At 42.3% G+C, this 25,154-nt stretch carries 20 protein-coding genes; 5 read left to right on the top strand and 15 right to left on the bottom strand.

Going from position 1 to position 25,154, the window contains the following annotated elements; all coding sequences use genetic code 11:
- Positions 1 to 127: 127 nt before the first annotated feature.
- From OHT75_RS12615 to OHT75_RS12560, 12 genes are all read right to left on the bottom strand, one after another.
- Positions 128 to 2,245: a methyl-accepting chemotaxis protein gene (locus tag OHT75_RS12615; protein WP_264727125.1), complete on the bottom strand. Its 2,118-nt coding sequence runs from the start codon at positions 2,243 to 2,245 to the stop codon at positions 128 to 130.
- A gap of 155 nt (positions 2,246 to 2,400) precedes the next feature.
- Positions 2,401 to 3,678 (bottom strand): 4-aminobutyrate--2-oxoglutarate transaminase, encoded by a 1,278-nt coding sequence (gene gabT / locus OHT75_RS12610; protein ID WP_264727123.1) that lies wholly within the window; start codon positions 3,676 to 3,678, stop codon positions 2,401 to 2,403.
- A gap of 22 nt (positions 3,679 to 3,700) precedes the next feature.
- Positions 3,701 to 5,149: an NADP-dependent succinate-semialdehyde dehydrogenase gene (gabD, locus tag OHT75_RS12605; RefSeq protein WP_264727121.1), complete on the bottom strand. Its 1,449-nt coding sequence runs from the start codon at positions 5,147 to 5,149 to the stop codon at positions 3,701 to 3,703.
- 30 nt (positions 5,150 to 5,179) lie between these two features.
- Complete coding sequence (locus tag OHT75_RS12600) at positions 5,180 to 6,466, bottom strand: NAD(P)/FAD-dependent oxidoreductase (RefSeq protein ID WP_264727119.1); 1,287 nt, start codon at positions 6,464 to 6,466, stop codon at positions 5,180 to 5,182.
- A 325-nt stretch (positions 6,467 to 6,791) separates the two neighbouring features.
- Positions 6,792 to 7,610, bottom strand: a complete 819-nt coding sequence (locus OHT75_RS12595) for an ABC transporter permease subunit (protein WP_264727116.1) — start codon at positions 7,608 to 7,610, stop codon at positions 6,792 to 6,794.
- Complete coding sequence (locus OHT75_RS12590; RefSeq protein ID WP_264727114.1) at positions 7,607 to 8,506, bottom strand: ABC transporter permease subunit; 900 nt, start codon at positions 8,504 to 8,506, stop codon at positions 7,607 to 7,609. The genes OHT75_RS12595 and OHT75_RS12590 overlap by 4 nt, the downstream gene beginning before the upstream one ends.
- Positions 8,503 to 9,639 (bottom strand): polyamine ABC transporter ATP-binding protein, encoded by a 1,137-nt coding sequence (gene potA / locus OHT75_RS12585; RefSeq protein WP_264727112.1) that lies wholly within the window; start codon positions 9,637 to 9,639, stop codon positions 8,503 to 8,505. The genes OHT75_RS12590 and potA overlap by 4 nt, the downstream gene beginning before the upstream one ends.
- A 135-nt stretch (positions 9,640 to 9,774) precedes the next feature.
- Positions 9,775 to 10,875 (bottom strand): polyamine ABC transporter substrate-binding protein, encoded by a 1,101-nt coding sequence (locus OHT75_RS12580; RefSeq protein ID WP_319803638.1) that lies wholly within the window; start codon positions 10,873 to 10,875, stop codon positions 9,775 to 9,777.
- A 282-nt stretch (positions 10,876 to 11,157) separates the two neighbouring features.
- Entirely contained in the window at positions 11,158 to 12,522 is a 1,365-nt protein-coding gene (locus tag OHT75_RS12575; protein WP_264727110.1) for an aspartate aminotransferase family protein, read from the bottom strand.
- Between the two features lie 84 nt (positions 12,523 to 12,606).
- Entirely contained in the window at positions 12,607 to 13,962 is a 1,356-nt protein-coding gene (locus OHT75_RS12570; protein WP_264727108.1) for a glutamine synthetase family protein, read from the bottom strand.
- A gap of 3 nt (positions 13,963 to 13,965) precedes the next feature.
- Complete coding sequence (locus OHT75_RS12565; protein ID WP_264727106.1) at positions 13,966 to 14,730, bottom strand: gamma-glutamyl-gamma-aminobutyrate hydrolase family protein; 765 nt, start codon at positions 14,728 to 14,730, stop codon at positions 13,966 to 13,968.
- Positions 14,731 to 15,196: 466 nt separating this feature from the next.
- Complete coding sequence (locus OHT75_RS12560) at positions 15,197 to 15,745, bottom strand: cupin domain-containing protein (protein ID WP_264727104.1); 549 nt, start codon at positions 15,743 to 15,745, stop codon at positions 15,197 to 15,199.
- A gap of 192 nt (positions 15,746 to 15,937) precedes the next feature.
- Here OHT75_RS12560 and OHT75_RS12555 point away from each other — a divergent pair, with 192 nt between their 5' ends.
- On the top strand, positions 15,938 to 17,245 hold the full coding sequence (locus OHT75_RS12555; RefSeq protein ID WP_264727102.1) for an NAD(P)/FAD-dependent oxidoreductase: 1,308 nt from the start codon (positions 15,938 to 15,940) through the stop codon (positions 17,243 to 17,245).
- 89 nt (positions 17,246 to 17,334) lie between these two features.
- Here OHT75_RS12555 and OHT75_RS12550 read toward each other — a convergent pair whose 3' ends face one another.
- From OHT75_RS12550 to OHT75_RS12540, 3 genes are all read right to left on the bottom strand, one after another.
- On the bottom strand, positions 17,335 to 18,186 hold the full coding sequence (locus OHT75_RS12550; protein WP_264727100.1) for a sulfurtransferase: 852 nt from the start codon (positions 18,184 to 18,186) through the stop codon (positions 17,335 to 17,337).
- Positions 18,179 to 18,601, bottom strand: a complete 423-nt coding sequence (locus OHT75_RS12545) for a VanZ family protein (RefSeq protein ID WP_264727098.1) — start codon at positions 18,599 to 18,601, stop codon at positions 18,179 to 18,181. The genes OHT75_RS12550 and OHT75_RS12545 overlap by 8 nt, the downstream gene beginning before the upstream one ends.
- A gap of 296 nt (positions 18,602 to 18,897) precedes the next feature.
- On the bottom strand, positions 18,898 to 20,394 hold the full coding sequence (locus OHT75_RS12540) for an aldehyde dehydrogenase (RefSeq protein WP_264727096.1): 1,497 nt from the start codon (positions 20,392 to 20,394) through the stop codon (positions 18,898 to 18,900).
- A 290-nt stretch (positions 20,395 to 20,684) separates the two neighbouring features.
- Here OHT75_RS12540 and OHT75_RS12535 point away from each other — a divergent pair, with 290 nt between their 5' ends.
- The 4 genes from OHT75_RS12535 to OHT75_RS12520 all read left to right on the top strand — a co-directional run bounded on the left by OHT75_RS12535 (position 20,685) and on the right by OHT75_RS12520 (position 25,069).
- On the top strand, positions 20,685 to 22,034 hold the full coding sequence (locus OHT75_RS12535; protein WP_264727094.1) for an aspartate aminotransferase family protein: 1,350 nt from the start codon (positions 20,685 to 20,687) through the stop codon (positions 22,032 to 22,034).
- A 69-nt stretch (positions 22,035 to 22,103) separates the two neighbouring features.
- Positions 22,104 to 23,600: a CoA-acylating methylmalonate-semialdehyde dehydrogenase gene (locus tag OHT75_RS12530; RefSeq protein WP_264727091.1), complete on the top strand. Its 1,497-nt coding sequence runs from the start codon at positions 22,104 to 22,106 to the stop codon at positions 23,598 to 23,600.
- A gap of 16 nt (positions 23,601 to 23,616) precedes the next feature.
- Complete coding sequence (locus OHT75_RS12525) at positions 23,617 to 23,979, top strand: cupin domain-containing protein (protein ID WP_264727089.1); 363 nt, start codon at positions 23,617 to 23,619, stop codon at positions 23,977 to 23,979.
- A 352-nt stretch (positions 23,980 to 24,331) separates the two neighbouring features.
- Positions 24,332 to 25,069 (top strand): TorF family putative porin, encoded by a 738-nt coding sequence (locus OHT75_RS12520; protein ID WP_264727087.1) that lies wholly within the window; start codon positions 24,332 to 24,334, stop codon positions 25,067 to 25,069.
- Positions 25,070 to 25,154 lie beyond the last annotated feature (85 nt).

Here is a 25,154-nt window from a genome sequence, read left to right as displayed (position 1 = left end):
CTTGTTATCATGTCTTTTTCTTTGGCTATTTCTGAACACTTATTTATTGTGATGAAGATAAAATAAAATCGCAGCATAAACAAAAGGTGGCCATTGGGCCACCTTTTAACTGCAATAGCAAACACGATTAGGTTCTTAGCTTACCTAATTCGCTATGCTGTTGCTGAACTAACTCAGCTAACGAATGACTACTTTGTTGAGCTTCATCAGCTAGCTGTGACAACTCTGCTGCCGAGTCTGAAATACCAGTAATATTTCGGCTTACCTCTTCAGTCACCATACTTTGCTCTTCAGCCGCAGTAGCGATATGAGTCACCTGCGATGACACTTCATTAATCTGCACCACTATCGCATTTAAAGAGGATAAAGCCATCTCAGTTTGCTCAACGGCAAGCAAAGCGCCTTTTGCACCTTTATCTATGATATTGGATGCATTGCGCACTTCTGATTGCAGCGAATCAATCAATTTAGTGATTTGATCGGTCGAGTTTTGTGTTTTTGATGCTAATGCTCTGACCTCATCAGCCACCACCGCAAAACCTCGCCCTTGCTCGCCTGCTCTAGCTGCTTCAATGGCCGCATTCAAGGCTAAAAGGTTAGTTTGTCCCGCTATTGAACTTATCACCTCTAAAATGCCACTAATATTGCCACTACTTTGAGAAACCAGTTCAACCGCCTTTTGCGCTTGAGCAGACTCAACTGACATCTCATTCACGTAGCTCATTGCCTGTGTCAGACGCTGTTCACCTTCCTTAACATTCTTAGTCATCGATTCGGTTTCATGCGCGGTTTGCTCTGAGGCTTTAGCCACTTCTAGTGCGGCGGCGCTCATTTGATTAACAGCAGTGACAACACTGTCAATTTCAGCATATTGACGATTAACGCTTTCACGGGTTAATTGCGCAATTTTGGCCGACTTCTGACTTTCAGATTGTGAACGATCGGCCAAACCTTTAAGACCGATAATCAAGTCTCTTAGTTTAGTGATAAAGAGATTAAACCCTTTTGCCAGCGCAATAAGTTCAGCATGTGAATCGACATGAATAGATTGGGTTAAATCCCCTTCTGCACTGCCTAAATTTTCAACTCGTTGCTGGATCTTATTCAGTGGTGAAATAATACTGCGGATCACTATGCTAATTAGACCTATCGCAATAATCGACACTATCGCGCCTAAGGTTAACAGTAAACTGCCTAATGAAGCCGCCATTTCATCCATGGCGTTATCCATTTTAGTAATTGCAGCAAATGCTTGCTCTTTGGGCACTTCAATCACCAGTGACCAGGTAGCTTGAGCTAATGGAATTTGAATAGGAAAAGCCACCGCGATGATGTCATCATCACTATACATTTGATTACTTTTATGCAGCTTCATTAATTCTGAGGCTTTTTGAGGAGAGATAGATTCAGCAAACGGCCTCGCTAACTTGTCATAATGGCTTGCTGCCACCACTAAGCCCCGCTGGCTAAGTAAAGTCACTTTAGCTTTTCCCTGATAAAGGCTTTGTGATAACTGAACAATTAACTTTTGAAAAATAGGTAAATTAACATCAGTCCCGACCATGCCTATAAACTGTTGATTAACCAGTACAGGAACGGTAAGAGATGTCATTAATGCATTATTACCAGGGGTGATCTCATAGAGGTAAGGTTCCATCAAACAAGGCTTTTTGGTGTCTTTGACGCACAAATACCATTCCGCTTCGCGTATACCAAATTCATTAAGGGTCGCGACGTACTTTTCGTCAGCATCATCCACTTGTTGATGCTCGGTCGACCCATCATCATTACGGGTGTAATAAATTTCTAATCCACCGTTATCGGGTACACTGTGAGTAAAGCCCTGCAGATATTCACTGTCTCTGCCGTCGTATCCATTTGATTCAAATTGCGCATACATAGACGATATTTGCGCGTTTTTGTGTAGGTTTGCAACCAAGAGTGCTTCTAGCTTTGAACGGTCGAGGGGCTCATTTTGTGCGGTGTATTCAACCATGCCAGAAAACGAATAAGGAATACGGTAGGCTTCATTAATAAACCCCGCAATTTGTTGACCATACTCAGCTGCCTTAGCTGATAATTTTTGACTAATTTCTTGGTGTAAAGTGTCATCTACTTGCGCTGATAAAATTTTGTTTTTATCACTTAATCCCCACCATAAACTTAATGATAACGTTAATACGATCAGCAAGAATAGCCCTGAAGTAATCCAAAGTAGTTTTGTTTTGACAGGCAATGCCTTCATATTTTCACTCCGCTTTTATTATCATTTTTATTGTTTAGCTAAAAATTGCCACTTACACACTTTAGTATAGTCTAGATTCTTGAAAATGAGAGACAAAGAAACAAAAAAGCCCTATTTGTGAATAGGGCTTGAAAATTTTGCAGGCCTAATGGGATTTACCCATTAAAAACAACATTAAAGACTTCATCCATAATAGCTAAACCGGCATCCACTTGCGCATCGGGCGCCGTTAGAGGCACTAACACACGTAGAACATTTCCGTAGGTACCACAAGACAGTAAAATCAACCCTCGATTTCGCGCTTCGGCTAACACCTTGGGACAATATTGCGGGGCAGGCTGGCCATTTTCCATTAACTCAATGGCAATCATTGCGCCTAAACCACGTACCTCAGCAATTTGCTTATATTTGCTTTGCATTGCAGCAACCGATGCTTTGATGTGGTCGCCTAAGCGATTGGCACGATCAAGGAGTTTTTCTTGTTCAAAAACTTCAATGACCGCTAATGCCGCAGCACATGCCAGCGGACTACCGCCGTAAGTGCCACCTAAACCGCCTGGTGCAATCGCATCCATGACCTCTGCACGGCCTGTAATACCCGATAATGGGAAACCACCGGCTATGGATTTCGCAAAAGTGGTAATATCAGGTGCTACGCCCATTTGCTCCATCGCAAAGAAAGTGCCAGTACGACCAGCTCCTGTTTGCACTTCATCTGCAATAAGCATAATCCCATGGGTATCACACAATTGACGTAAACGCTGCATAAAGCTTGGTGATGCTGCGTAGAATCCCCCTTCACCTTGAACAGGCTCGAGTATGATTGCCGCGATATCGCTTGGCTCGGCATCATTTTTAAAAATACGCTCAATTGAAGCCATGGCAGCATCTTCAGATACGCCATGTAACTCACAAGGAAATTCAGCACGAAATACGTTAGCCGACATTAACCCCATGCCTTTACTGTATGGCGCAACTTTACCCGTTAAGGCCAAAGCTGCCATAGTGCGACCATGGTATCCTGAGGTAAACGCTATCACCCCCGAACGCTTGGTATAAGCTCGAGCAACTTTAACCGCATTCTCAACCGCTTCTGAACCGCTTGTAAATAAGGCGGTCTTTTTAGCAAAATCGCCTGGCACTAAATGATTGAGTTTTTCACATACTTCAACATAGTTTTCATAGCCCAACACCATAAAACAAGTGTGCGAGAAATCATTTAATTGTGCTTGTACTGCCGCTTTCACTTTTGGGTGCAAATGTCCTGTGTTTAACACCGCAATGCCACCAGCAAAATCAATATACTCGCGACCTTCAACATCCCATACCGTGGCATTTTCCGCACGCTGGGTAAAAATTGGGTGAATTTGCCCCACACCTTGAGCGACCGCAGCTTGGCGACGGGCCATTAATCCTTCGTTTGTTTTACTCATTGCCTACTCCCCTTGATGCGGACTACACCGACATGCAGATATATTTCATTTCGAGGTATTCCTCGATGCCAAATTTAGAACCTTCGCGGCCTAAACCAGAAGACTTAATGCCGCCAAATGGTGCGACTTCATTAGAGATTAATCCCGTGTTAACCCCGACCATGCCATATTCAAGCGCTTCTGCCACTTTGTATACCAATGAGATATCACGGCCATAAAAATAAGCGGCTAAACCAAACTCAGTATCATTGGCTTGTTTGATAACATCATCAACAGATTCAAATTTGAATACAGGAGCTAATGGGCCGAAGGTTTCTTCACGGGCCACTAACATGCTTTTATCTACATCGCGCATGATAGTGGGTTCAAAAAAGTAACCGCCTAAATTATGCGGTTTTCCGCCAACAACAATGCTCGCACCTTTGCTAACGGCATCATCTAAATGCCGTTGTACTTTAGTCACTGCATCTGCATTAATTAATGGTCCCGTCGTGACACCTTGTTCGGTACCTGCACCTACTTTCAACTTACTGACAGCCTCGGCAAATTTTTGAATGAAAGCATCATAAACGCCCGCTTGCACGTATATGCGATTCGCACAAACACAGGTTTGTCCAGCATTACGGTATTTAGCTATCATGGCGCCATCAACGGCTGCATCTAAATCAGCATCATCAAATACGATGAACGGTGCATTGCCACCCAATTCTAAAGACATCTTTTTAAGCGTAGGAGCACATTGCTGCATAAGCTTAATGCCCACTGCGGTTGAGCCCGTAAACGATAACTTACGCACAATCGGACTGTCACAAAGGGTGTTACCAATAGCAATTGCATCACCGGTTACCACACTAAAGACACCGGCAGGAATACCCGCTCGATGAGCCAGCTCAGCCAACGCTAAAGCGGTAAACGGTGTTTGCGGTGCAGGTTTAACCACCATAGTACAACCTGCCGCCAATGCAGGCGCCGCTTTACGAGTGATCATAGCCGCAGGAAAGTTCCATGGGGTAATCGCCGCCGTAACACCAACCGGTTGCTTGATAACGGTTAGCCTTTTATCTGCTTGATGCCCTGGGATAGTATCCCCATAAACACGTTTAGCTTCTTCAGCAAACCATTCAATAAATGAAGCGGCATAGGCCACTTCGCCTCTGGCTTCAGCTAAAGGCTTGCCTTGCTCGGTTGTCATTAACAACGCAAGATCATCTGCATTTTCAATTAATAGCTCAAACCAACGTCGCAACTTACTGCTGCGCTCTTTGGCTGTGAGTGCTCGCCAAGCCGGTAATGCTTTATTGGCTGCCTCAATGGCAACCAAAGTTTCAGTCGCGCCCATAACGGGTACGTGGCCGATAATCTCATGATTGGCCGGGTTAGCTATTGCAATGGTTTCACCCGAGTTAGCACTAACCCATTGACCATCGATGTAACATTGATCTTGTAATAAGCTTGGATCATTTAACACCATGACGATCTCCTTAATCTCAATAATCCGAAGTTAAATGCCGAACTTATCGCGCATTGTGTAATACCAAGCACCCAGTGCACTAAACGGCACTCTTAATGCGTGCCCTCCAGGGAACGGATAATGCGGCAATGCCGCAAAGGCATCAAATCGGGTAGCTTGACCGTTGAGCATTTCAGCCAATAACTTACCGGCTAAATGGGTGTAAGTAACACCATGGCCACTACAACCTTGTGAGTAATAAATATTATGACCAATACGCCCTACTTGCGGTAAACGCGATAAGGTCATTAAGAAATTACCTGTCCAGGCATAGTCGATTTTTACGTCTTTTAATTGCGGGAAGGTTTTCAATAATTTCGGTTCAATAAGCGCTTTGATGTTGGCAGGATCACGAGCACCATATACCACTCCACCACCAAAAATTAGGCGTTTATCTCCGCTTAAACGATAATAATCAAGCAAGTAATTACAATCTTCTACGCAGTAATCTTGCGGTAAAATGCTGGCAGCCAGTTCATCTGAAAGCGGTTCTGTGGTTACCACCTGTGTGCCACAAGGCATTGATTTAGCATGTAACTCTGGTAATAACTTACCTAAATAGGCGTTACCAGCAACAATCACAAATTTACATTTCACTTGGCCATGAGCAGTGCGCACAACGGGTGAAGACCCATCGTCAATATCAATGACAGCAGAGTCTTCAAAAATTAACCCGCCTAATGATTCAACAGCACGCGCTTCACCTAACGCCAAATTAAGTGGGTGGATGTGGCCACCACTTTTATCTAACAAGCCACCGACGTATAAATCAGTATCAACAACTTTACGAATGGCATCTTGATCTAAGATTTCAAGTTGGTGATTGTGACCATGGGTTTCCCATAGCTTTTTTTGATCGTGTAAATGACCCATTTGTTTTTTATTCATGGCAGCAAAAACACCACCATCTTTTAAATCACAATCAATATTATATTTGGCAATACGTTCGCGAATGATACGTCCGCCTTCAAATGCCATTTGACCAAAAAGTTTTGCTTGTTCTTTACCAACTACTTTTTCAATGCTGTCGATATCACGGCTAAAAGAGTTAACGATCTGACCACCATTTCGACCAGATGCTCCCCAACCGATACGGGCTGCTTCAAGTACCACAACCTTCATACCGCTTTCTAAAAGATGTAGCGCAGAAGACAAACCTGTGTAACCTGCACCAACAATACAAACATCTGTTTCTATTGATGATTCAAGTCTAGGACGCTCCACTTTATCGTTGGCCGATGCGGCATAATATGAACTAGCATGAGGTGTCGCGGACATAGCATTTCCCTTATATGTACATTGCAAAATACAACTGTCTAATCCTACACCTAGGCTAAAATAAAAACTAGCAAAAAAGGCATGATTATTTACAGTTTGTTGAAAATATTAAACACTCAAAATAAGACAATCTTTCTTAGCGCTAAATTGTATTAGTATGATTTGAAAGATTTAGGCTTATACCCAAAGTGTTTGGTATAAATTTGCTTCTATGGCGGAGTATCAGCCTGAGAAGTTAAGTGTTTTAGAAGAAAACAATCAATAAAAAAGCGCGTAGATTATCCAATCGCTTGAATCATCACGCGCTTTTTTTATCACAATGAAATTAAGATTCCATTGCTTCTTTGGCTTTTCTCTCTGCGCGTCTGGTCAAGTACCATGACAAGAAAGCCACTAAAGATACCGCTAGAATGATAATCGTCGCGAGGGCGTTAATCTTAGGTGAAACACCTAAACGCACTGAGGAAAACACCACCATCGGCAAGGTTGTTGATCCTGGACCCGATGCAAAGCTAGCAATAACTAAATCATCTAACGATAAACTGAATGACAATAACCAGCCGGCAATTAATGCGGGGGCGATCATTGGCACAGTAATCAAGAAGAAGGTTTTTAGTGGGGTAGCCCCTAAATCCATGGCAGCCTCTTCAATTGACTGATCTAACTCACGTAACCGTGACGACACCACCACCGCAACATAGGCTGCACAGAATGTTGAATGTGCTATCCATACGGTTAACATGCCACGCTCAGCAGGCCAGCCAAATGTGTCTGCCATTTGAACAAAAAGCAGCAACAATGACAAACCGGTGATCACTTCAGGCATTACCAGCGGTGCGGTGATCATGTTTGATAAGGTTAACTTAGCCCATGAACGACGGAATCGTGTCATGACAAATGCAGCCATAGTGCCAATAATGACCGCCATAGTGGCACTGTAAAATGCAATACGTAAACTCACCCATACTGCATCTAAGATTTGCTCATCACGAAATAATTCGCCGTACCATTTAGCTGAAAAACCACTCCATACCGTCACAAGCTTAGATTCGTTAAAAGAATAAATAACCAAAATAAACATTGGCGCATATAAGAATAGCAAGCCAAACCATAGCATTACTTTAGAGAAACTTAACTTCTTCATGCATCGTTCTCCATGCTGCGTGACTGATATCTATGGAACAAGGTAATGGGCACAATAAGCAGTGCAAGCATCACAATCGCCAGTGATGACGCTACAGGCCAATCGCGGTTATTAAAGAACTCTTGCCACAGCACCTTACCAATCATTAATGAATCAGGGCCACCTAACAATTCAGGAATAACAAACTCGCCGACAGCAGGAATAAACACCAACATTGACCCCGCTACCACGCCGCCCATTGCTAAAGGCAAGGTGATTTTCCAGAATGTATTGAAACTGCTTGAACCTAAATCAGATGCGGCTTCAATTAAGCTCATATCCATCTTCACCAAGGTGGCATATAGCGGCAAAATCATAAACGGTAGATAGGCGTAAACAATACCGATATAGACTGCAAAATTGGTGTTCAGCATTTGAATCGGTTCAGAAATAACCCCTAACCACATTAAGAAGTTATTAATTAACCCTGTATTACTTAAAATTCCCATCCAAGCATACACTCGAATCAAAAACGAGGTCCAAGAAGGCAACATAACTAATAACAGCAGTACCGGCTGAAATCTTGAGGGGGCTCTGGCAATAGCATAAGCCATAGGAAACCCCAGAATTAAACAGCCAATAGTGGCAATAAATGCCATTTTGAGTGACGTTAAATACGCCATGTAATACATGGAGTCTTGTAATAAGAGGAAGTAGTTACCTAAATTCAGAAAAATAGATAACGTTTCATCAACATAGCTAAACGTCGCTTCATAGGGCGGTATGGCAATCGCAGCAGTTGAAAGACTCAACTTAAGCACGATGGCAAACGGTAACGCAAAAAACATCAGTAGCCACAAATAGGGCATGCCTATCGTGAGATGTCGGCCTCTTAGGCGCTTAAATGGATTTATCATGAGTTTAATACCACCCCGCTAGTATCTTCCCAGCTGATATACACTTCATCTTCCCAAGTTGGGTTATCGGCACGACGCTCACGGTTGGCCATAGAACACTGAACAATTTGGTTGTTTCTCAGTTTGATATAAAATACTGAAATCCCCCCCAAATAAGCGATGTCATGTACCACACCTCTTGCCCAGTTATATTCACCCTCGGGTTGCTCTCGGGTAATGATGGTTTTCTCTGGACGAACAGCAAGTAATACGGACTTGTTATCTAAACTGGTAGAAATACCATGGCCAATATAGAAAGGCTGCTTTAATGTGGGCGATTTGATGATGGCGTGGTCAGCTTCATCTTCAATAATATCGCCTTTGAATAAGTTAACCGTACCGATAAATTCAGCCACCATGCGGCTATTTGGCGCTTCATAAATGTCCATTGGGCTGCCCGTTTGAGCAATCCAACCCTCATTCATAATAGCGATCCGGCCCGCCATGGTCATGGCTTCTTCTTGGTCATGGGTTACCATCACGCACGTTACACCTACTGCTTCAAGAATATCGACTACTTCAAGCTGCATTTGCGTACGGAGTTTTTTATCTAATGCGCCCATTGGCTCATCAAGTAACAGTAATTTGGGACGTTTAGCTAACGAGCGAGCTAAAGCCACACGCTGACGCTGACCGCCTGATAACTGGTGTGGCTTACGCTTAGCATATTTTTCCATATGCACTAGCTTGAGCATTTCTTCAACGCGCTGAGCTATCTCGGCCTTAGGCATTTTGTCTTGTTTAAGACCAAAAGCGATATTCTGCTCAACCGTCATGTGTGGAAATAATGCGTAAGACTGGAACATCATATTGATTGGACGTTCGTATGGAGGCATGTCGGTGATATCTACACCGTCTAGAAAAATTCGGCCTTCAGTCGGTTTATCAAAACCCGCTAACATACGTAGCAAAGTTGATTTACCCGATCCTGAACCGCCCAATAAAGCGAAAATCTCACCTTGATTGATGGTCAATGACACATTATCAACTGCACGGACATCATCAAAAAGCTTACTAACACGATCAATTTTGAGAAGTACTTTATCTTGCGTCTTTGTGGTTGGTTTATTAGTGACGCCCGAGGTGTTTACCATAATACTGCTCCGCCTATTTGGAGTATGTGTTCTGTAACATTGATTATTATTTGGGGTTACATGAAACATTAAAATCTGATTGATGAAAGACTACATTAAGTCGGGCGAGTTTCCTCGCCCGACTATAAAACCTGATTACTGACCAGATTTCACTTTAGTCCACGCGCGTGTCACAACACGTTGAATTTTCATTGGACGAATATCACCAATGTAAAGCTTATCAATTACCGCTTGTGACGGATAAATAGCTGGGTCGTTCTTGATTGACTCATCGACTAAATCCTGTGCTGGAGTATTTGGATTAGCGTAAGCAACATAGTTAGTGATCGGTGCAATAACTTCTGGGCGCAATAAGTAATTGATAAACTTATGCGCATTTTCAACGTTAGTCGCATCTTGTGGGATGGCTAACATATCAAACCAAAGGTTTGCACCTTCTTTTGGAATTGAATAACCAATTTTATTGCCGTTTCCTGCTTCATCTGCACGAGCCGCAGCCTGGAACACATCACCAGAGAATCCAAACGCAACACAAATATCGCCATTCGCTAAGTCAGAGATATAACGTGATGAGTGGAAGTAAGTGATGTATGGACGTACTTTAGCCAGTACTTCAGCCGCTTTTTCATAGTCCGCTGGATTTTTACTGTTTGGATCTAAGCCCAAGTAAATAAGTGCCTGAGGCAACATATCATCAGCAGAATCTAACATTGAGAAACCACATGATGCGATTTTTTCTGCATACTTAGGATTAAAGATAAGTTCTAATGAATCAAATGGCGCATCTTCACCTAACACCGCTTTGACTTTATCGATGTTGTAACCGATGCCATTTGTACCCCATAAATAAGGGACAGCATGCTCGTTTGCAGGATCGGCTTTTTCTAGTTGCTTCATTAAATCAGGCTTTAAGTTGGCATAATTAGTCAACTTAGCGCGATCAAGCTTTTGAAAAGCCCCAGCTTTAACTTGCTTAGCTAAAAAGTGATTTGAAGGCACAACGATGTCATAACCGCTGCGTCCTGAAAGCAATTTAGCTTCAAGCACTTCGTTGCTATCAAAAACGTCATAAATAACGCGAATACCAGTCTCTTTTTCAAAGTTTGCTAAGGTATCTTCAGCAATATAATCAGACCAGTTATACATCTTTACCACTTCTTCAGCATGCAGCGTTGTGCTAGCAAATACCGACGCTGACATAAGCGCGATGGTAGACAGTTTGTTCAGTAGCTTCATATGTTCTCCCTTACTTGGATAATGGTCAGATCTGAGCTGACAGTTTTTCGCTTTTAAAGCGTTATTATCATTCCCTTATAAAAAGGAAATTATCCAATGCTACATCGTATTTCTGCATCGGTAACATCACAGCAAAATGTAAATGCCATAACTTTTTGGATTCTATCAAAAACCTTTTCAATTACTAGACAGTGATACTCTAACTGATTAAAAAATCACTACTTGCTCATAAACATTCATTCGGTTGATATTATTATTCAAAACTTAAAGCCAGTCTATTCGCTATTTTATCGATAAACACTGGGTATATGTATCATTTAACGCGAGTAAGGCTTTTTCAATTAACTCATCTATTTGTGCTTTAGTAATCACTAACGGCGGCGAAATAATCATAGTATCGCCAACGGAACGCATCACTAAACCATGCTTAATACAGGCATCGCGGCACCAGGTTCCCACGCCAATGTTTGACGGGTAACGTTGACGCTTAGCTTTATTTTGCACAAGCTCAATTGCCCCAACCAAGCCTAAGCCGCGCACTTCACCCACTAATGGATGCTCAGCTAATTGTTGTAAAGACTGTTGGAAATAAGGTGCGATTTCAGCGCCCACTTTTTCAACCAACTTTTCTTGCTTGATGATATTAATATTTTCTAGTGCGGCTGCTGCTGCAACAGGATGCCCTGAATAAGTATAACCATGGGTAAACTCACCACATTGTTGCTTGATAACATCAGCAACTCTATCTGCAATTATTACGCCACCCATTGGCATGTATCCAGACGTCATGCCCTTGGCAATCGAAATCAAATCCGGTTGTAAATCAAAATACTCGGCCGCGAACCAATGGCCTGTTCGACCAAAACCACTGATCACTTCATCAAGAATAAGCAAAATATCATATTTAGCTAAAATACGTTTAATTTCAGGCCAGTATGTTGATGGAGGAATAATGACTCCACCCGCCCCCTGAAATGGCTCAGCAATGAAGGCCGCAACATTGTCTTCACCCAAGGCTAAAATTTCAGTTTCTAGCGCTTGTGCCGCTTTTAAACCGAATGCCTCAGGGGTTAAATCTCCGCCTTCTTGATACCAGTAGGGTTGCGCAATATGCACTATTTTAGGGATAGGTAAATCACCTTGTTCGTGCATACCAGACATTCCGCCTAAACTTGCCCCCGCTACGGTAGAACCGTGATAGGCATTATGGCGACTAATAATGGTTTTCTTGTTAGGTTGCCCTTTCAAGTCCCAATAACGGCGCACCATACGCAAGTTAGTATCATTTGACTCTGATCCTGAACCAGTAAAAAACACATTATTCATATGCTTTGGCGCTAATTCAGCAATCGTTTTTGCCAGTTCTATTGCCGGAGGATGCGTACATTGAAAGAAGCTGTTGTAATAAGGTAGTTGCTGCATTTGCTTACTCACAGCATCGACAATAGACTGTCTGCCATAACCCACATTCACACACCAAAGCCCTGCCATTCCATCCAGTAACTTATGACCTTGTACATCCCAAATGTAAACGCCTTCGGCACGTTCAATCACGCGGGTACCTTTTTCGCCAAGGCTTTTAGAGTCAGTAAATGGATGAATAAAATGCGCTTGATCAGCTTGCTGTAATTTTGTTAAGTCTGTCATACCCGTTCCTTTATCGCTGGCAATAAACCACTATTGCCAGCGCTTCAATCAAAAATGCAAATCACTGAAATGTCTCGGTTAGGCTTAAACCGTTAACAATAAGAACTCACGTTCCCAAGAACTGACCACGCGACGGAAGTTCTCTAACTCAGCTTGCTTCACCGCCACAAACCCTGTGGTGAATGATTGACCTAGGTATTCAATACAAGCTTCACTGTCTTGCATTGCCATTAACGCTTCTTCTAACGTGAGTGGTAAACAATATTCATTATTAGTACGACTTTCGTTTGAACGACCTGTCACAGGCGTTGATGGACGTAAACCTTTTTCCATACCAATAAAGCCACATAATAAACTAGCTGCGATGGTTAAATAACAGTTCGCATCGGCGCCTGGTATACGGTTTTCAATACGACGATTTTGTGGTGAAGACTCAGGAATTCGTAAACCACAAGTGCGGTTTTCAACACCCCACTCTAAGTTTACTGGCGCTGATGTGCCAGGTAAAAAACGACGGAACGAGTTTGCGCTTGGCGCCATTAAAGGTAACAGTTCAGGAATATACGTTTGTAAACCAGCAATGTAATTCAAGAATAACTGGCTTTGGGTACCATCTTCTTTAGTGAAAATGTTTTTGCCGGTTTTCTTATCAATCACACTTTGGTGAATATGCATCGCACTACCTGGCTCGTCGGTGACCGGCTTAGCCATAAACGTAGCACAAACGTTATGCTTTAATGCTGCTTCTTTTAGGGTGCGTTTAAAGATGAACACTTGGTCAGCTAATGCTAATGGATTACCATGGCTGAAGTTAATCTCCATTTGTGCAGGGCCATCTTCATGGATCAAGGTATCAATATCTAAGCCCTGGGCTTCACACCAATCATACATGTCTTCAAATAATGGATCATATTCGTTAGCTGCATCAATTGAGAAAGACTGACGACCGGCTTCTGGACGACCAGAGCGACCAACTGGAGGCTTAAGTGGTAAGTCGTGATCGTCACTACGCTGAGTTAAATAAAACTCCATTTCTGGCGCAATGACAGGCTCCCAACCTTTATCTTCATAAAGTTTAAGCACTTTTTTCAGCACGTTACGTGGCGAAAGTTCAATTGGGTTGCCCATACGATCATAACAATCATGTATCACTTGTGCGGTAGCTTCAACGGTCCAAGGTAGCATGAACACGGCGTCTTCATCAGGAACACAAACAAAATCAATATCGGCATCATCAAGTAACGAGTAAAAAATACTGTCATCGATAAAATCACCCGTCACGGTTTGTAACAGCACACTTTCTGGAAGGCGCATGCCTTTTTCATCGATAAACTTATCAACCGGTGCAATTTTACCGCGGGCAATGCCCGTCATATCACTAATAACACATTCTACTTCTGTAATTTTTCTATCTTTTAAAAACTTAATTAACTTATCCATTTGTTATTTCTCTCGTTTAGCAGCATGTAAACGGCAGGCGTTGCCGAATGCATCAAAAATTGACGAATAAAACTGGTTATCTTGTACTTTCCACTCAGGATGCCACTGTACCGCTAGTGCGAAGGCTTGTGCCTCTTTAACAGAGAATGCCTCTACCAATCCATCTGGAGCATGTGCTTCTGGCTGTAACCCTTTACCCAAACGATCGACACCTTGAGTATGAACAGAATTCACTTCTGCAAAGTCACAGCCCCATGCATCGTGGAGCAATCCACCCGGAACAATATCGATTTTATGTGACAAGCCGTACTGCACATCAAGTGGGGCATTTTTATCTTCACGATGTTCAATATATTGGCCAACTTCATGCAATTTTTGGTGCAAGCTACCACCGAACACCACGTTCATCTCTTGAAAGCCACGGCAAATACCTAACACTGGAACACCAGCATCAATAGCAGCTCGAATTAACGGTAAAGTAGTCGCATCACGTTTAGGGTCGTGGTGAGTACCCTCAGCACTGCTTGGGCCTTGATAGTGATGTGGTTCGACGTTAGAAGGAGATCCTGTAAATAAGATGCCATCTAAACGAGAAAGTAACGCTTGGGTGGGTAAATCTATACCGAGTGAAGGGATAACTATGGGGAATCCCTTTGCTCCATTCACTACGCTAAGAAGATATTTTTCACCCACAATATTAAATGGGTGTAACCCTATTTGTTGATTACATGCCACGACCCCAATCATTGGGACATTTGACAAAGACATATCACACCTACTTGAACTGCGTAAACGCAGTGTTCCTTTCAATCTGTTTGGAAGTTTATTGCCTATTGAGTTGTCAGCTTTACCATACATCTACAACCGATGACGGACTCAATAAACCAATATTTTGTGTTCATTTTTTCACACACTACACCTAATTTTGAAACTAGGCAATAGCAATAATGCAACTGAATTCACTTTTATTATTCTAACCAAACAAAACGCTTCAAACGTACTAAAGTTAAGAGTAAATGGTTATTAAAAGGCAATTTAATGAAAATTAAGAATATATATTAGGGTGAAAAACAATACTTTCTGCATAACAACCATTCAGAATATCGAACAATCATGTGCTTAATATTATTTACATTAGCCAAAAAGCTTCAATGTCTTGAAGCGAAAGGACTTGAAAGAAAAATAGCAGAAATACCACAGAGCACATTAATTGCTCCGTGGTAATGTGATCGGATTAAAAATCGCCAGGTGTGGTGGCGCTAACTAATTTGCAGGATTCAGAAAATGGGTTTGAAAAATGATGTGGTAGTTCACTGTTAAAGTAATAACTGTCGCCTTTTTCTAAAACAAATGTTTCATTAGCAACAGTCAGCTCAATTTTTCCCTCGAGAATATATGCCCCTTCCTCACCACGATGTTGCAGCATGTCATCGCCCGTACTGGTGCCTGGTGGATAGGTTTCAAGCATAAGCGACATAGATCGATTAGGAAAATCTCGACCAATCAATTTATACACTAAATCGCCGGTACCTATATCAAGAAGTTCTTCAGAGCGATAAACCACTTTTTGCTCGCCCACTCTACCTTCTTCAATAGAGAAAAACTCTACCAATGACATAGGGATGCCTGCCAGTACCTTTTTTAAGGAACTGATAGAAGGACTGACACTGTTTTTTTCAATCATAGAAATAGTGCTATTCGTCACACCTGCACGTTTAGCTAATTCACGTTGAGAAAGACCACGCATTTTTCGAACAGCTTTTAAGCTTGCTCCAATATCCAATTTATTTCTCCTGAAAAAACATCCTGCTCAAAACACCTACTTTGGATCTGAAATTTAACACTGTTTCATCAACTGATGAAAGGAATTGTATTCTAGCTTAATTCCGTGTTAAATAAAATGCACAATCTGTCGATTAAAACGTACCCATTGACAGTGACTTTTTACTTTTAACAAAATACCGTCGGAGACGCTATGCCAAAACCTTCACCTATCCATAGCGATAACTACCCAGATTCCTTTTATTTTCATAGTGCTAAAGAATTATATAATCATCCACAATTAACAGAATCGATTCACGTTGATGTCTGTATTGTCGGTGGCGGTTTTAGCGGAATTAATACCGCTATTGAACTGGCACAGAAAGGATTTAGCGTTGCAGTTTTAGAAGCTAAACGCATAGGTTGGGGGGCTTCAGGTCGCAATGGCGGCGAACTGATCCGTGGCATAGGCCATGATATTAGCCAATTTAAAAATGTGATCGGTACAGAAGGTGTCAACGCCATTACCCAAATGGGTTTTGAGGCGGTAGAAATTGTTAAACAGCGTGTAACACAACATCATATTCAGTGTGATTTACAAATGGGCTACTGTGATCTTGCCGTTAAACCTCGACATATGCATGAATTAGCGCAAGAGTTTGACGATTTAAAGCAAGCAGGCTATCAACATGAAATAAAGCTACTGGATAAAGCTCACACAAGTGAAGTGATTCAATCAGATTTTTATCAGGGTGCACTAGTCGACATGGGCAGCGGCCACTTACACCCGCTTAATTTAGTACTGGGCGAAGCACGTGTTGCACGTGAAATGGGAGTACAAATTTTTGAAAATAGTCCTGCAGAACATATTTACAAAGGGGATAAACCTGTAGTCAAAACCGCTAAAGGCGAAGTTAACTGCCGCTTTTTAGTGCTTGCAGGCAATGCTTACATTGGTCACAAACTCAATGATTATGTCGGCGGTAAAGTGTTACCCGCTGGAAGTTATTTATTAGCCACTGAGCCACTAACCCCAGAGCAATGCCAGGCGATCATTCCACAAAATATGGCCTTTGCAGACATGCGAGTAGCATTAGATTACTTCCACTTATCGGCAGATAACCGCTTATTATTTGGTGGATTATGTACCTATTCAGGCAAAGATCCCCGTAATATCGAAGCGGCACTGCGACCTAATTTAGAACATGTTTTCCCGCAGTTAAAAGGGGTAAAGATAGATTATCAGTGGGGAGGCATGATCGGTATTGGCGCGAATAGAATGCCGCAAATTGGCCGATTACCCGATGCCAAGAATATTTTTTATGCTCAAGCGTATTCAGGCCATGGCGTGAACGCCACACATATGGCTGCCAAACTGATAGCTGAAGCGATTACAGAACAAGCTGAACGATTTGATATTTTTGATAAAATAAAACACATGACCTTTCCCGGCGGACCGCATTTTCGCTCGCCAATGCTCGCAGCTGGGATGCTTTACCACAGATTTAAAGATATATTTTAATATTACCCAAGCTTTCAACCGCTTCGACTTCACAGCACTTCGTCAGTGCGGGTGAAGTGGGAGCGGATGAAGTAGACATAAATACGGCACTATGTGCGAGATTGTCCTCCAGTAATTGGCAGTGTTTCGCTGGCCCCCCACTCCGCCCAAGAACCGTCATATAACATGACATTTTGTACACCAGACACTTTAGCCGCAACCAGTAAAATACACGCTGTAATTCCGGAACCACAACTAAAGATGAGCTGCTCAGCATCATTGTTGACTGTTTGCTGAAACACAGCTGATAACGCCATTGGGGATTTTAATCGATAGCCATCAAGCACGTTCGCAAACGGTAAATTGACCGCCCCAGGTATGTGGCCGCTTCTAATTCCGGGCCTTGGTTCTGGCGCCAACCCCTTAAATCTTGCCTCTGCTCTGGCATCAACTATTGTGACCCCCTGTTTGTCAAAGGTGCATAACACTGTAGCACTATCACAAACGTACCCTGTTTGCGCTGTTGCGGTCACATTACCTATTCTGATTGGCGTATTATATTGATCTGCTGTGGGTAAATTTTCAGCCATCCATTGGGGCAAACCACCATCAAGAATATACACCTTTTCAAACCCCATGGTTTTGAAGGTCCACCAAGCTCTGGGCGCAGAGTACATCCCTTGGTTATCATAAATCACCACCACACTATCTTGGTTAATGCCTAGTTGTTGTGCAGCCTGGGTAAATTGCTCAACTGTTGGCATGGCATGTGACATGGATGAATGGTGATCAAAAAAATCCTGTTCCAACTGCATATTTATCGCATTTGGAATGCACCTAAACTGTTCATAAACTAAAGGCTCTTTACCTAACACCACATCCATACTGGCATCCAGCAAAATAAAATTGGTGTCATCTAGATGCTCGACTAACCAGGCTGTTGAAACAGTAATGTTATTCATGATTTTTTCCTTGATAAGAGGACAGTATAAATCTGTGGGTTAACCAACTGAAATAGCTAAATAATGCAATGCCAAGGGCGTCAGCAAGTAAATCGGCGCCATCTAAAGTGCGGCTTGGGATAAAACCTTGGCTAATCTCTTCTACCAGCACAAACACGGCCACTAAGCATGATCCAATATAAGCACTAACGCGACCCAATGTGATGGTATTGAACTTTAACGTTAGGTTAGCCAAAAAAGTTAAGGTGCCAAATAATAAGCAATGGCCAACTTTATCACCATAAGGTATATGTTTGATTAAGTCGAAAAACACACTCGATGCGCCAGTATTGGCAAGATAAATAATCCAGATAATAAAGCCTAGAAAAGCGCCCGCCATTAACACCGATAACACATAAAACCGTGATGAAAGCATTCTAAACAGATCCTGAATTGTAAGATGCTGTCTATCCTAGTATACGAACAGCCAAAATGTGCATAAATATCGATAAATATCACCTAAGAGAGGGTTAAAATGCACACAAACAGTATCCATTCAATCGCTTTTATCTTAATAGCGAGTCATATAAAACGCCGAGTGCAAAGGTGTTTTTACAATTCAAGAGCATCTTGAATACCAATGACCTTATCCTGAAAATAGCTAATAAAAAAGCCCTGTGATGAAGGCTCACAGGGCTTGCTTTAAATCAAATGAATTACACGGTCAATGAATTACAATGCAATCCAAGTAGCTTTAATTTCTGTGTACTTGTCGAATGCATGCAACGATTTATCTCGACCATTTCCTGATTGCTTATAACCACCAAATGGCGCAGTCATATCGCCACCATCATAATGGTTTATCCACACCATTCCGCTGCGTAACGCTTTGGCAGTTTTATGCGCTTTAGAAAGATTTGATGTCCATACACCCGCGGCTAAACCGTAAATGGTGTCATTAGCAATTTGAATTGCTTCGTCCATACCATCAAATTCGATCACAGATAAAACCGGCCCAAAAATCTCTTCGCTGGCGATGGTCATTTTGTTGTTCACTTCAGAGAATATCGTTGGCTGGACATACACACCACCGGTATCCGCCATTACTTGTTTGCCGCCTTGTACTAAAGTTGCACCTTCATCTTCACCGGCTTTGATATAGCCTAAAACGTTTTCCATTTGCTGGGTATCAACCATTGCTCCCGTAACCGTATCGGGATCTAATGGATGACCGGGCTGCCAAGATTTTAACTCTTCAGCAATAAGTTGAATCAATTCATCTTTAATGCCAGATTCAACCAGTAAACGCGAACCTGCAGTACACACTTCACCTTGATTAAATGCGATAGCAGAGGCTGCAGCTTGCGCCGCGGCTTTCAAATCAGGTGCATCATTGAAAACGATATTCGGGCTTTTTCCACCCGCCTCTAACCAAACACGTTTCATATTTGATTGCCCAGCATAAATCATCAACTGCTTGGCAATTTTTGTTGAGCCAGTAAATACCAAAGTATCCACATCCATATGTAACGCTAATGCTTTACCGACAGTATGACCCAAACCTGGTAATACGTTTAGCACGCCTTTAGGAATCCCTGCATCCAATGCAAGCTGCGCCATTTTTATCGCGGTTAACGGTGACTTTTCAGAAGGTTTTAATACCACACTGTTACCCGTTGCTAGCGCTGGGCCTAACTTCCAACACGCCATAATCATTGGGAAGTTCCAAGGCACAATGGCAGCAACGACGCCAACAGGTTCACGGGTGATCATGCCTATTTCATTGTGTGCTGTAGGGGCTATTTCATCATAAATTTTGTCGATGGCTTCACCACACCATCTGATTGCGCGAGCCGCACCCGCTACGTCAACCGCTTTGGCAAACTGAATAGGCTTACCCATGTCGAGGGTTTCAAGTAAAGCAAGCTCATCTGCATTTTGCTCTAAAAGCTCGGCAAAACGGATCATAATCGCTTTACGCTTTACAGGAGGAAGTTCAGACCATGTACCGGCTTCAAACACGGCTTTAGCATTTGCCACAGCTTTGTTGGCATCTTGATAATCGCAACTGGCGACTTTAGCTAGCATGCGGCCATCAACAGGGCTAATACAATCAAATGTTTCACCCGATTGTGCTGATTGATACTCACCATTAATCATGGCGTTGCCATTAATAGTGAGACTTTTTGCGAGTTGTTCCCATTCGCTACGATTTGTTGGAGAGCTCATTGCCACCTCGACATCCTATATGTGCATGTTTGGCTGTAACCAAATTAATTAGCCAAACAACCTGACTGTAATTACAGAGTGTAATTGATGCTTCAAATTATGCTGAACCGACAAAAATTTCAATATATTTTACAAAATTGTCCAATTTACTTTAATTTTTTACCAAAACCTCTTCCATGTTCATTATATTTGATATAGCGTAGCAAATATTGACCATCAATAGATGTATTGACTACAAAAAAGTGTGCTGATAACGCAATTTCAGTGCGATGAAAAACAAGGAATTAGCAATGCAACAACATCCGCCTCAATCAAGCAGTTCATCAATATCCACGCCAGACATGGCAAACTATTGGATGCCCTTTACTGCCAATCGACAGTTTAAAGCCAACCCAAGGTTACTGACCCAAGCTGAAGGTATGTACTATACCGATGATCGTGGCCAAGCTGTGCTAGATGCCACTGCGGGGTTATGGTGTTGTAATGCGGGTCATGGTCGCAAAAAGATTTCTGAGGCGGTCAGCAAACAGATTAATCAAATGGATTATGCCCCTTCATTCCAATTGGGTCATCCATTGGCATTTGAATTAGCCCAAAAACTCACCCAAATGAGTCCTGATGGACTTGATAAAGTGTTTTTCACTAACTCAGGTTCTGAATCAGTTGATACCGCATTAAAAATGGCTCTGTGCTATCACCGCGCAAATGGTCAACCTTCACGCACTCGCTTTATCGGCAGAGAGCTTGGATATCATGGTGTCGGTTTTGGCGGGATCTCAGTAGGTGGTATTGGCAATAATCGTAAAACGTTTAGTGGCCAGTTATTGCAAGGGGTCGATCATTTACCCCACACCTTAGATATTGCTAACAATGCATTTTCAAAAGGGCTACCGAAAAATGGCATTGAAAAAGCTGAAGTATTAGAACAACTGATTACCCTACACGGTGCAGAAAACATTGCCGCCGTGATTGTTGAACCCATGTCAGGTTCTGCTGGGGTTATTTTACCCCCTGATGGTTATTTAAAACGCTTACGCGAAATCACCCAAAAACACGGCATTTTATTGATATTTGACGAAGTCATTACCGGATTTGGTCGATTAGGCGCAGCGTTTGCCAGTGATTTTTGGCAGGTAACACCAGATATTATTACTACAGCCAAGGCCATTAACAATGGCGCGATTCCGATGGGCGCAGTGTTTGTTAGTAATACCATTCATGATACCTGCATGCAGGGTCCAGAAAACATGATTGAGTTTTTCCATGGTTACACTTATTCAGGGCACCCTGTTGCTGCCGCTTCTGCATTAGCCACTTTAGCGATATATCAGGAAGAGCAACTTTTTGAACGCGCTAAAAACCTTAGCCAATATTTTGAAGACGCGGTGCACAGCTTGAAAGGCTTACCGAACATTATCGATATTCGCAATATTGGTTTAGTTGCGGGCATTCAGTTTGCCCCCAGCGACAAAGGAGTGGGTAAACGTGGGTATGAGATATTCGACCACTGTTTTAGAAATGGCACTTTAGTCCGTGCCACTGGCGATATTTTGGCCCTTTCGCCACCGCTAATTGTCGAAAAATCGCAAATAGATGACATGGTCAATAGCCTGTCTGATGCGATACTGGCAGTGGGTTAACGGCTACTGATTTGATCACTCAACAGCACAAACACAACTACATTTACACTATTAATAGAAAGGTTTTTTATGCTCACTTTATCTCATTACGTCAATGGCAAGCACACTGAAATCAGTCAACGCCAGCAACCTATTTATGAACCCGCTAGTGGAGAACTTCGCGGCCATGTGTCGTTAGCGAGTACACAAGAAGTGAGCCATGCCGTTGAGATTGCAAAACAAGCCTATCAAACATGGTCACAGGTAACGCCACTCAATCGCGCACGCGTACTGTTCAAGTTTAAAGCATTAATGGAACAACACATTGATGAGCTAGCTGAACTTATCACTCGCGAGCACGGCAAAGTATTAGAAGATGCCAAAGGTGAATTGGTACGTGGTTTAGAAGTGGTTGAATTTGCTTGTGGCATTCCACATTTACTGAAGGGCGAACATACTCAACAGGTTGGCGGTGGCGTAGATTCATGGTCTGTGAATCAATCTTTAGGCGTTGTCGCAGGAATTGCACCGTTTAACTTCCCAGTAATGGTACCTATGTGGATGTTCCCTATTGCCATCGCTTGCGGCAATACTTTCATCATGAAGCCTTCTGAAAAGGATCCAAGCTCTGTGCTGCGCATGGCTGAATTACTCACTGAAGCAGGTTTACCTGATGGAGTATTTAACGTTGTCAATGGTGATAAAGAAGCCGTTGATACGCTGCTAACTCACCCAGATATTCAAGCAGTTAGCTTTGTTGGTTCAACGCCAATCGCCGAATATATTTACAGTACAGCCTCAGCGCACGGTAAACGTGTACAAGCATTAGGTGGCGCTAAAAACCACATGTTATTAATGCCAGATGCTGATTTAGACCAAGCGGTTAAAGCGCTTATGGGCGCAGCTTATGGCAGTGCAGGCGAACGCTGCATGGCCATTTCAGTCGTGTTAGCGGTTGGAAATAGCGGCGACAAATTAGTAGAAGCTTTACTGCCACAAATTGAAAATCTTAAAGTGGGTAACGGCTTAACACCAGAAATGGATATGGGGCCTTTAATTTCAGCCCAGCACCTACAAAAAGTTCGCGACTACGTGGAAAAAGGCGTGGCTGAAGGCGCAACACTGATTGCCGATGGCAGAAATTTATCGGTAAAAGATCAGCAACAGGGTTACTTTTTAGGGGCATGCTTGTTCGATAACGTCACCCCTGAGATGACCATTTACCAAGAAGAAATTTTTGGTCCGGTATTAGCCATTGTACGCGTAAAAGATTACGCCGAGGCGCTTAACCTGATTAACAAACACGAGTTTGGTAACGGCACCGCGATCTTCACTCAAAATGGTGAAGCTGCACGCCATTTTTGCCACCATGTTGAGGTTGGTATGGTTGGGGTTAACGTGCCTATTCCTGTACCAATGGCATTCCATAGCTTTGGCGGTTGGAAACGCTCATTGTTTGGTCCTTTGCATATGCATGGACCAGATGGCGTTCGTTTTTATACAAAACGCAAAGCCATTACCGCAAGATGGCCAAAAGCATCAGTCACCACTGAAGGCTCGGCGTTTATCATGCCGACAATGAACTAATCTCGAGTACATAAACATGACAAAACTAATCAATGATATCGAGAGCTTTGCAACATCATCAGCTGAAATCGAACAATATCATTTACCTGATGAAAAAAGACTTAACGGCAACCCATTACAAAGCATACAAAATCATTATGCCAGCCCATGCGCACAATTTAATGTAGGCATATGGGAGAGTGATGTTGGTTGTTGGAACGTTGAATATACTGAACATGAGTACTGCGACATTCTCGCAGGTACTAGCATCATAACCGATGTGAATGGTGCCAAACTGACTGTCAATGTGGGTGACAAGTTTGTCATTCCTGCTGGCTTTAAAGGTACATGGGAAGTAACTGAAAAGTGTAAGAAAATTTATGTTATTTTTGAAAATTAAAATTATTTAAGTAAAAAGTAAGCTGACATAAACAAAAGTATCTTTGTCCCAATGGGATGGAAACAACCTTTTGTATGTAAAGCACCTACACTGTAAAAAAATATGATGAAAAATTACACCAAATCAGTTGATGTGTAAAAAATGTTAAACTATGATTTAACTCAACCTAATTTAGGTTGGTTAGATTGTGCCCAACAGCTCTTCAATATAACTGAATATATGGGAGCAAATAACAAGCGGTAGAATGATCAGCAATTAATCTTGGTTTTGTTTTATATAAACCAAAAGAATTTAACGCTTTGAGTTCAACACAAAGCATTAAATACACAATAATAAAACTTGAGGGATGAAAATGAAAAAATCACTATTACAAGCTGTGGCTTTATCAAGCACACTGTTACTTAGCGGCAGTGCGCTTGCTGAATTCTCGGCTAATATTGGCGCAACCTCTAATTATCTATGGCGTGGCGTAACTCAAACTGATGATGCTGTTGCAGTACAGGGTGGCTTAGACTACGCACATGAATCAGGTTTTTATGCAGGAACTTGGGCCTCTAATGTCGACTTTGGCTCTCCAGATGAAGAAGAAATGTTAGATGGCATAGAAACTTACGGCACCTACGAAACCGATTTTTATGCCGGCTATGGTGGTGAGTTTGGTGAAGATTTCTACTATGACATAAGCTATATTTATTATGCTTATCCAGATTCAGATTATGACCTTAACTTTGGTGAAGTGACCCTACTTGTCGGTTGGCAATGGTTAGAAGTGGGTTATACCCAAGTGGTTAATGCTGATGATGATGTATCAGGTGCTGATGACGAAACAGATTGGAGCTATGTACAAGCTAATCTAAGTTTCCCATTAACTGAAAAAGTTAATTTAGGTCTGCATTATGGTTACTCTATGGGTGACGTCGCTGATGATTTATACGGCGATAGCTATTCAGATTACAATATCTCATTAAGTGCCGATACCGATGTAGGCACAGTATCATTTATGGTCTCTAAAACAGATTTAGACAATGATGTTTGGGGCAAAGATGATGCTAAAGTTGTAGTAGGTTACGTATATAACTTTGACCTATAAACTATTGAGTTAGTTAATAAGTTAACGCCACCCTAGGGTGGCGTTTTTATTTTTAGCCCTAAACCACCTACTTCAGTAGCTTATT

This window comes from Shewanella subflava, from assembly GCF_025971955.1.
Lineage (GTDB): Bacteria > Pseudomonadota > Gammaproteobacteria > Enterobacterales > Shewanellaceae > Shewanella > Shewanella subflava.
Note: the sequence above shows the minus strand (reverse complement) of the source record. Positions and strands in the feature narration are given on the sequence as shown.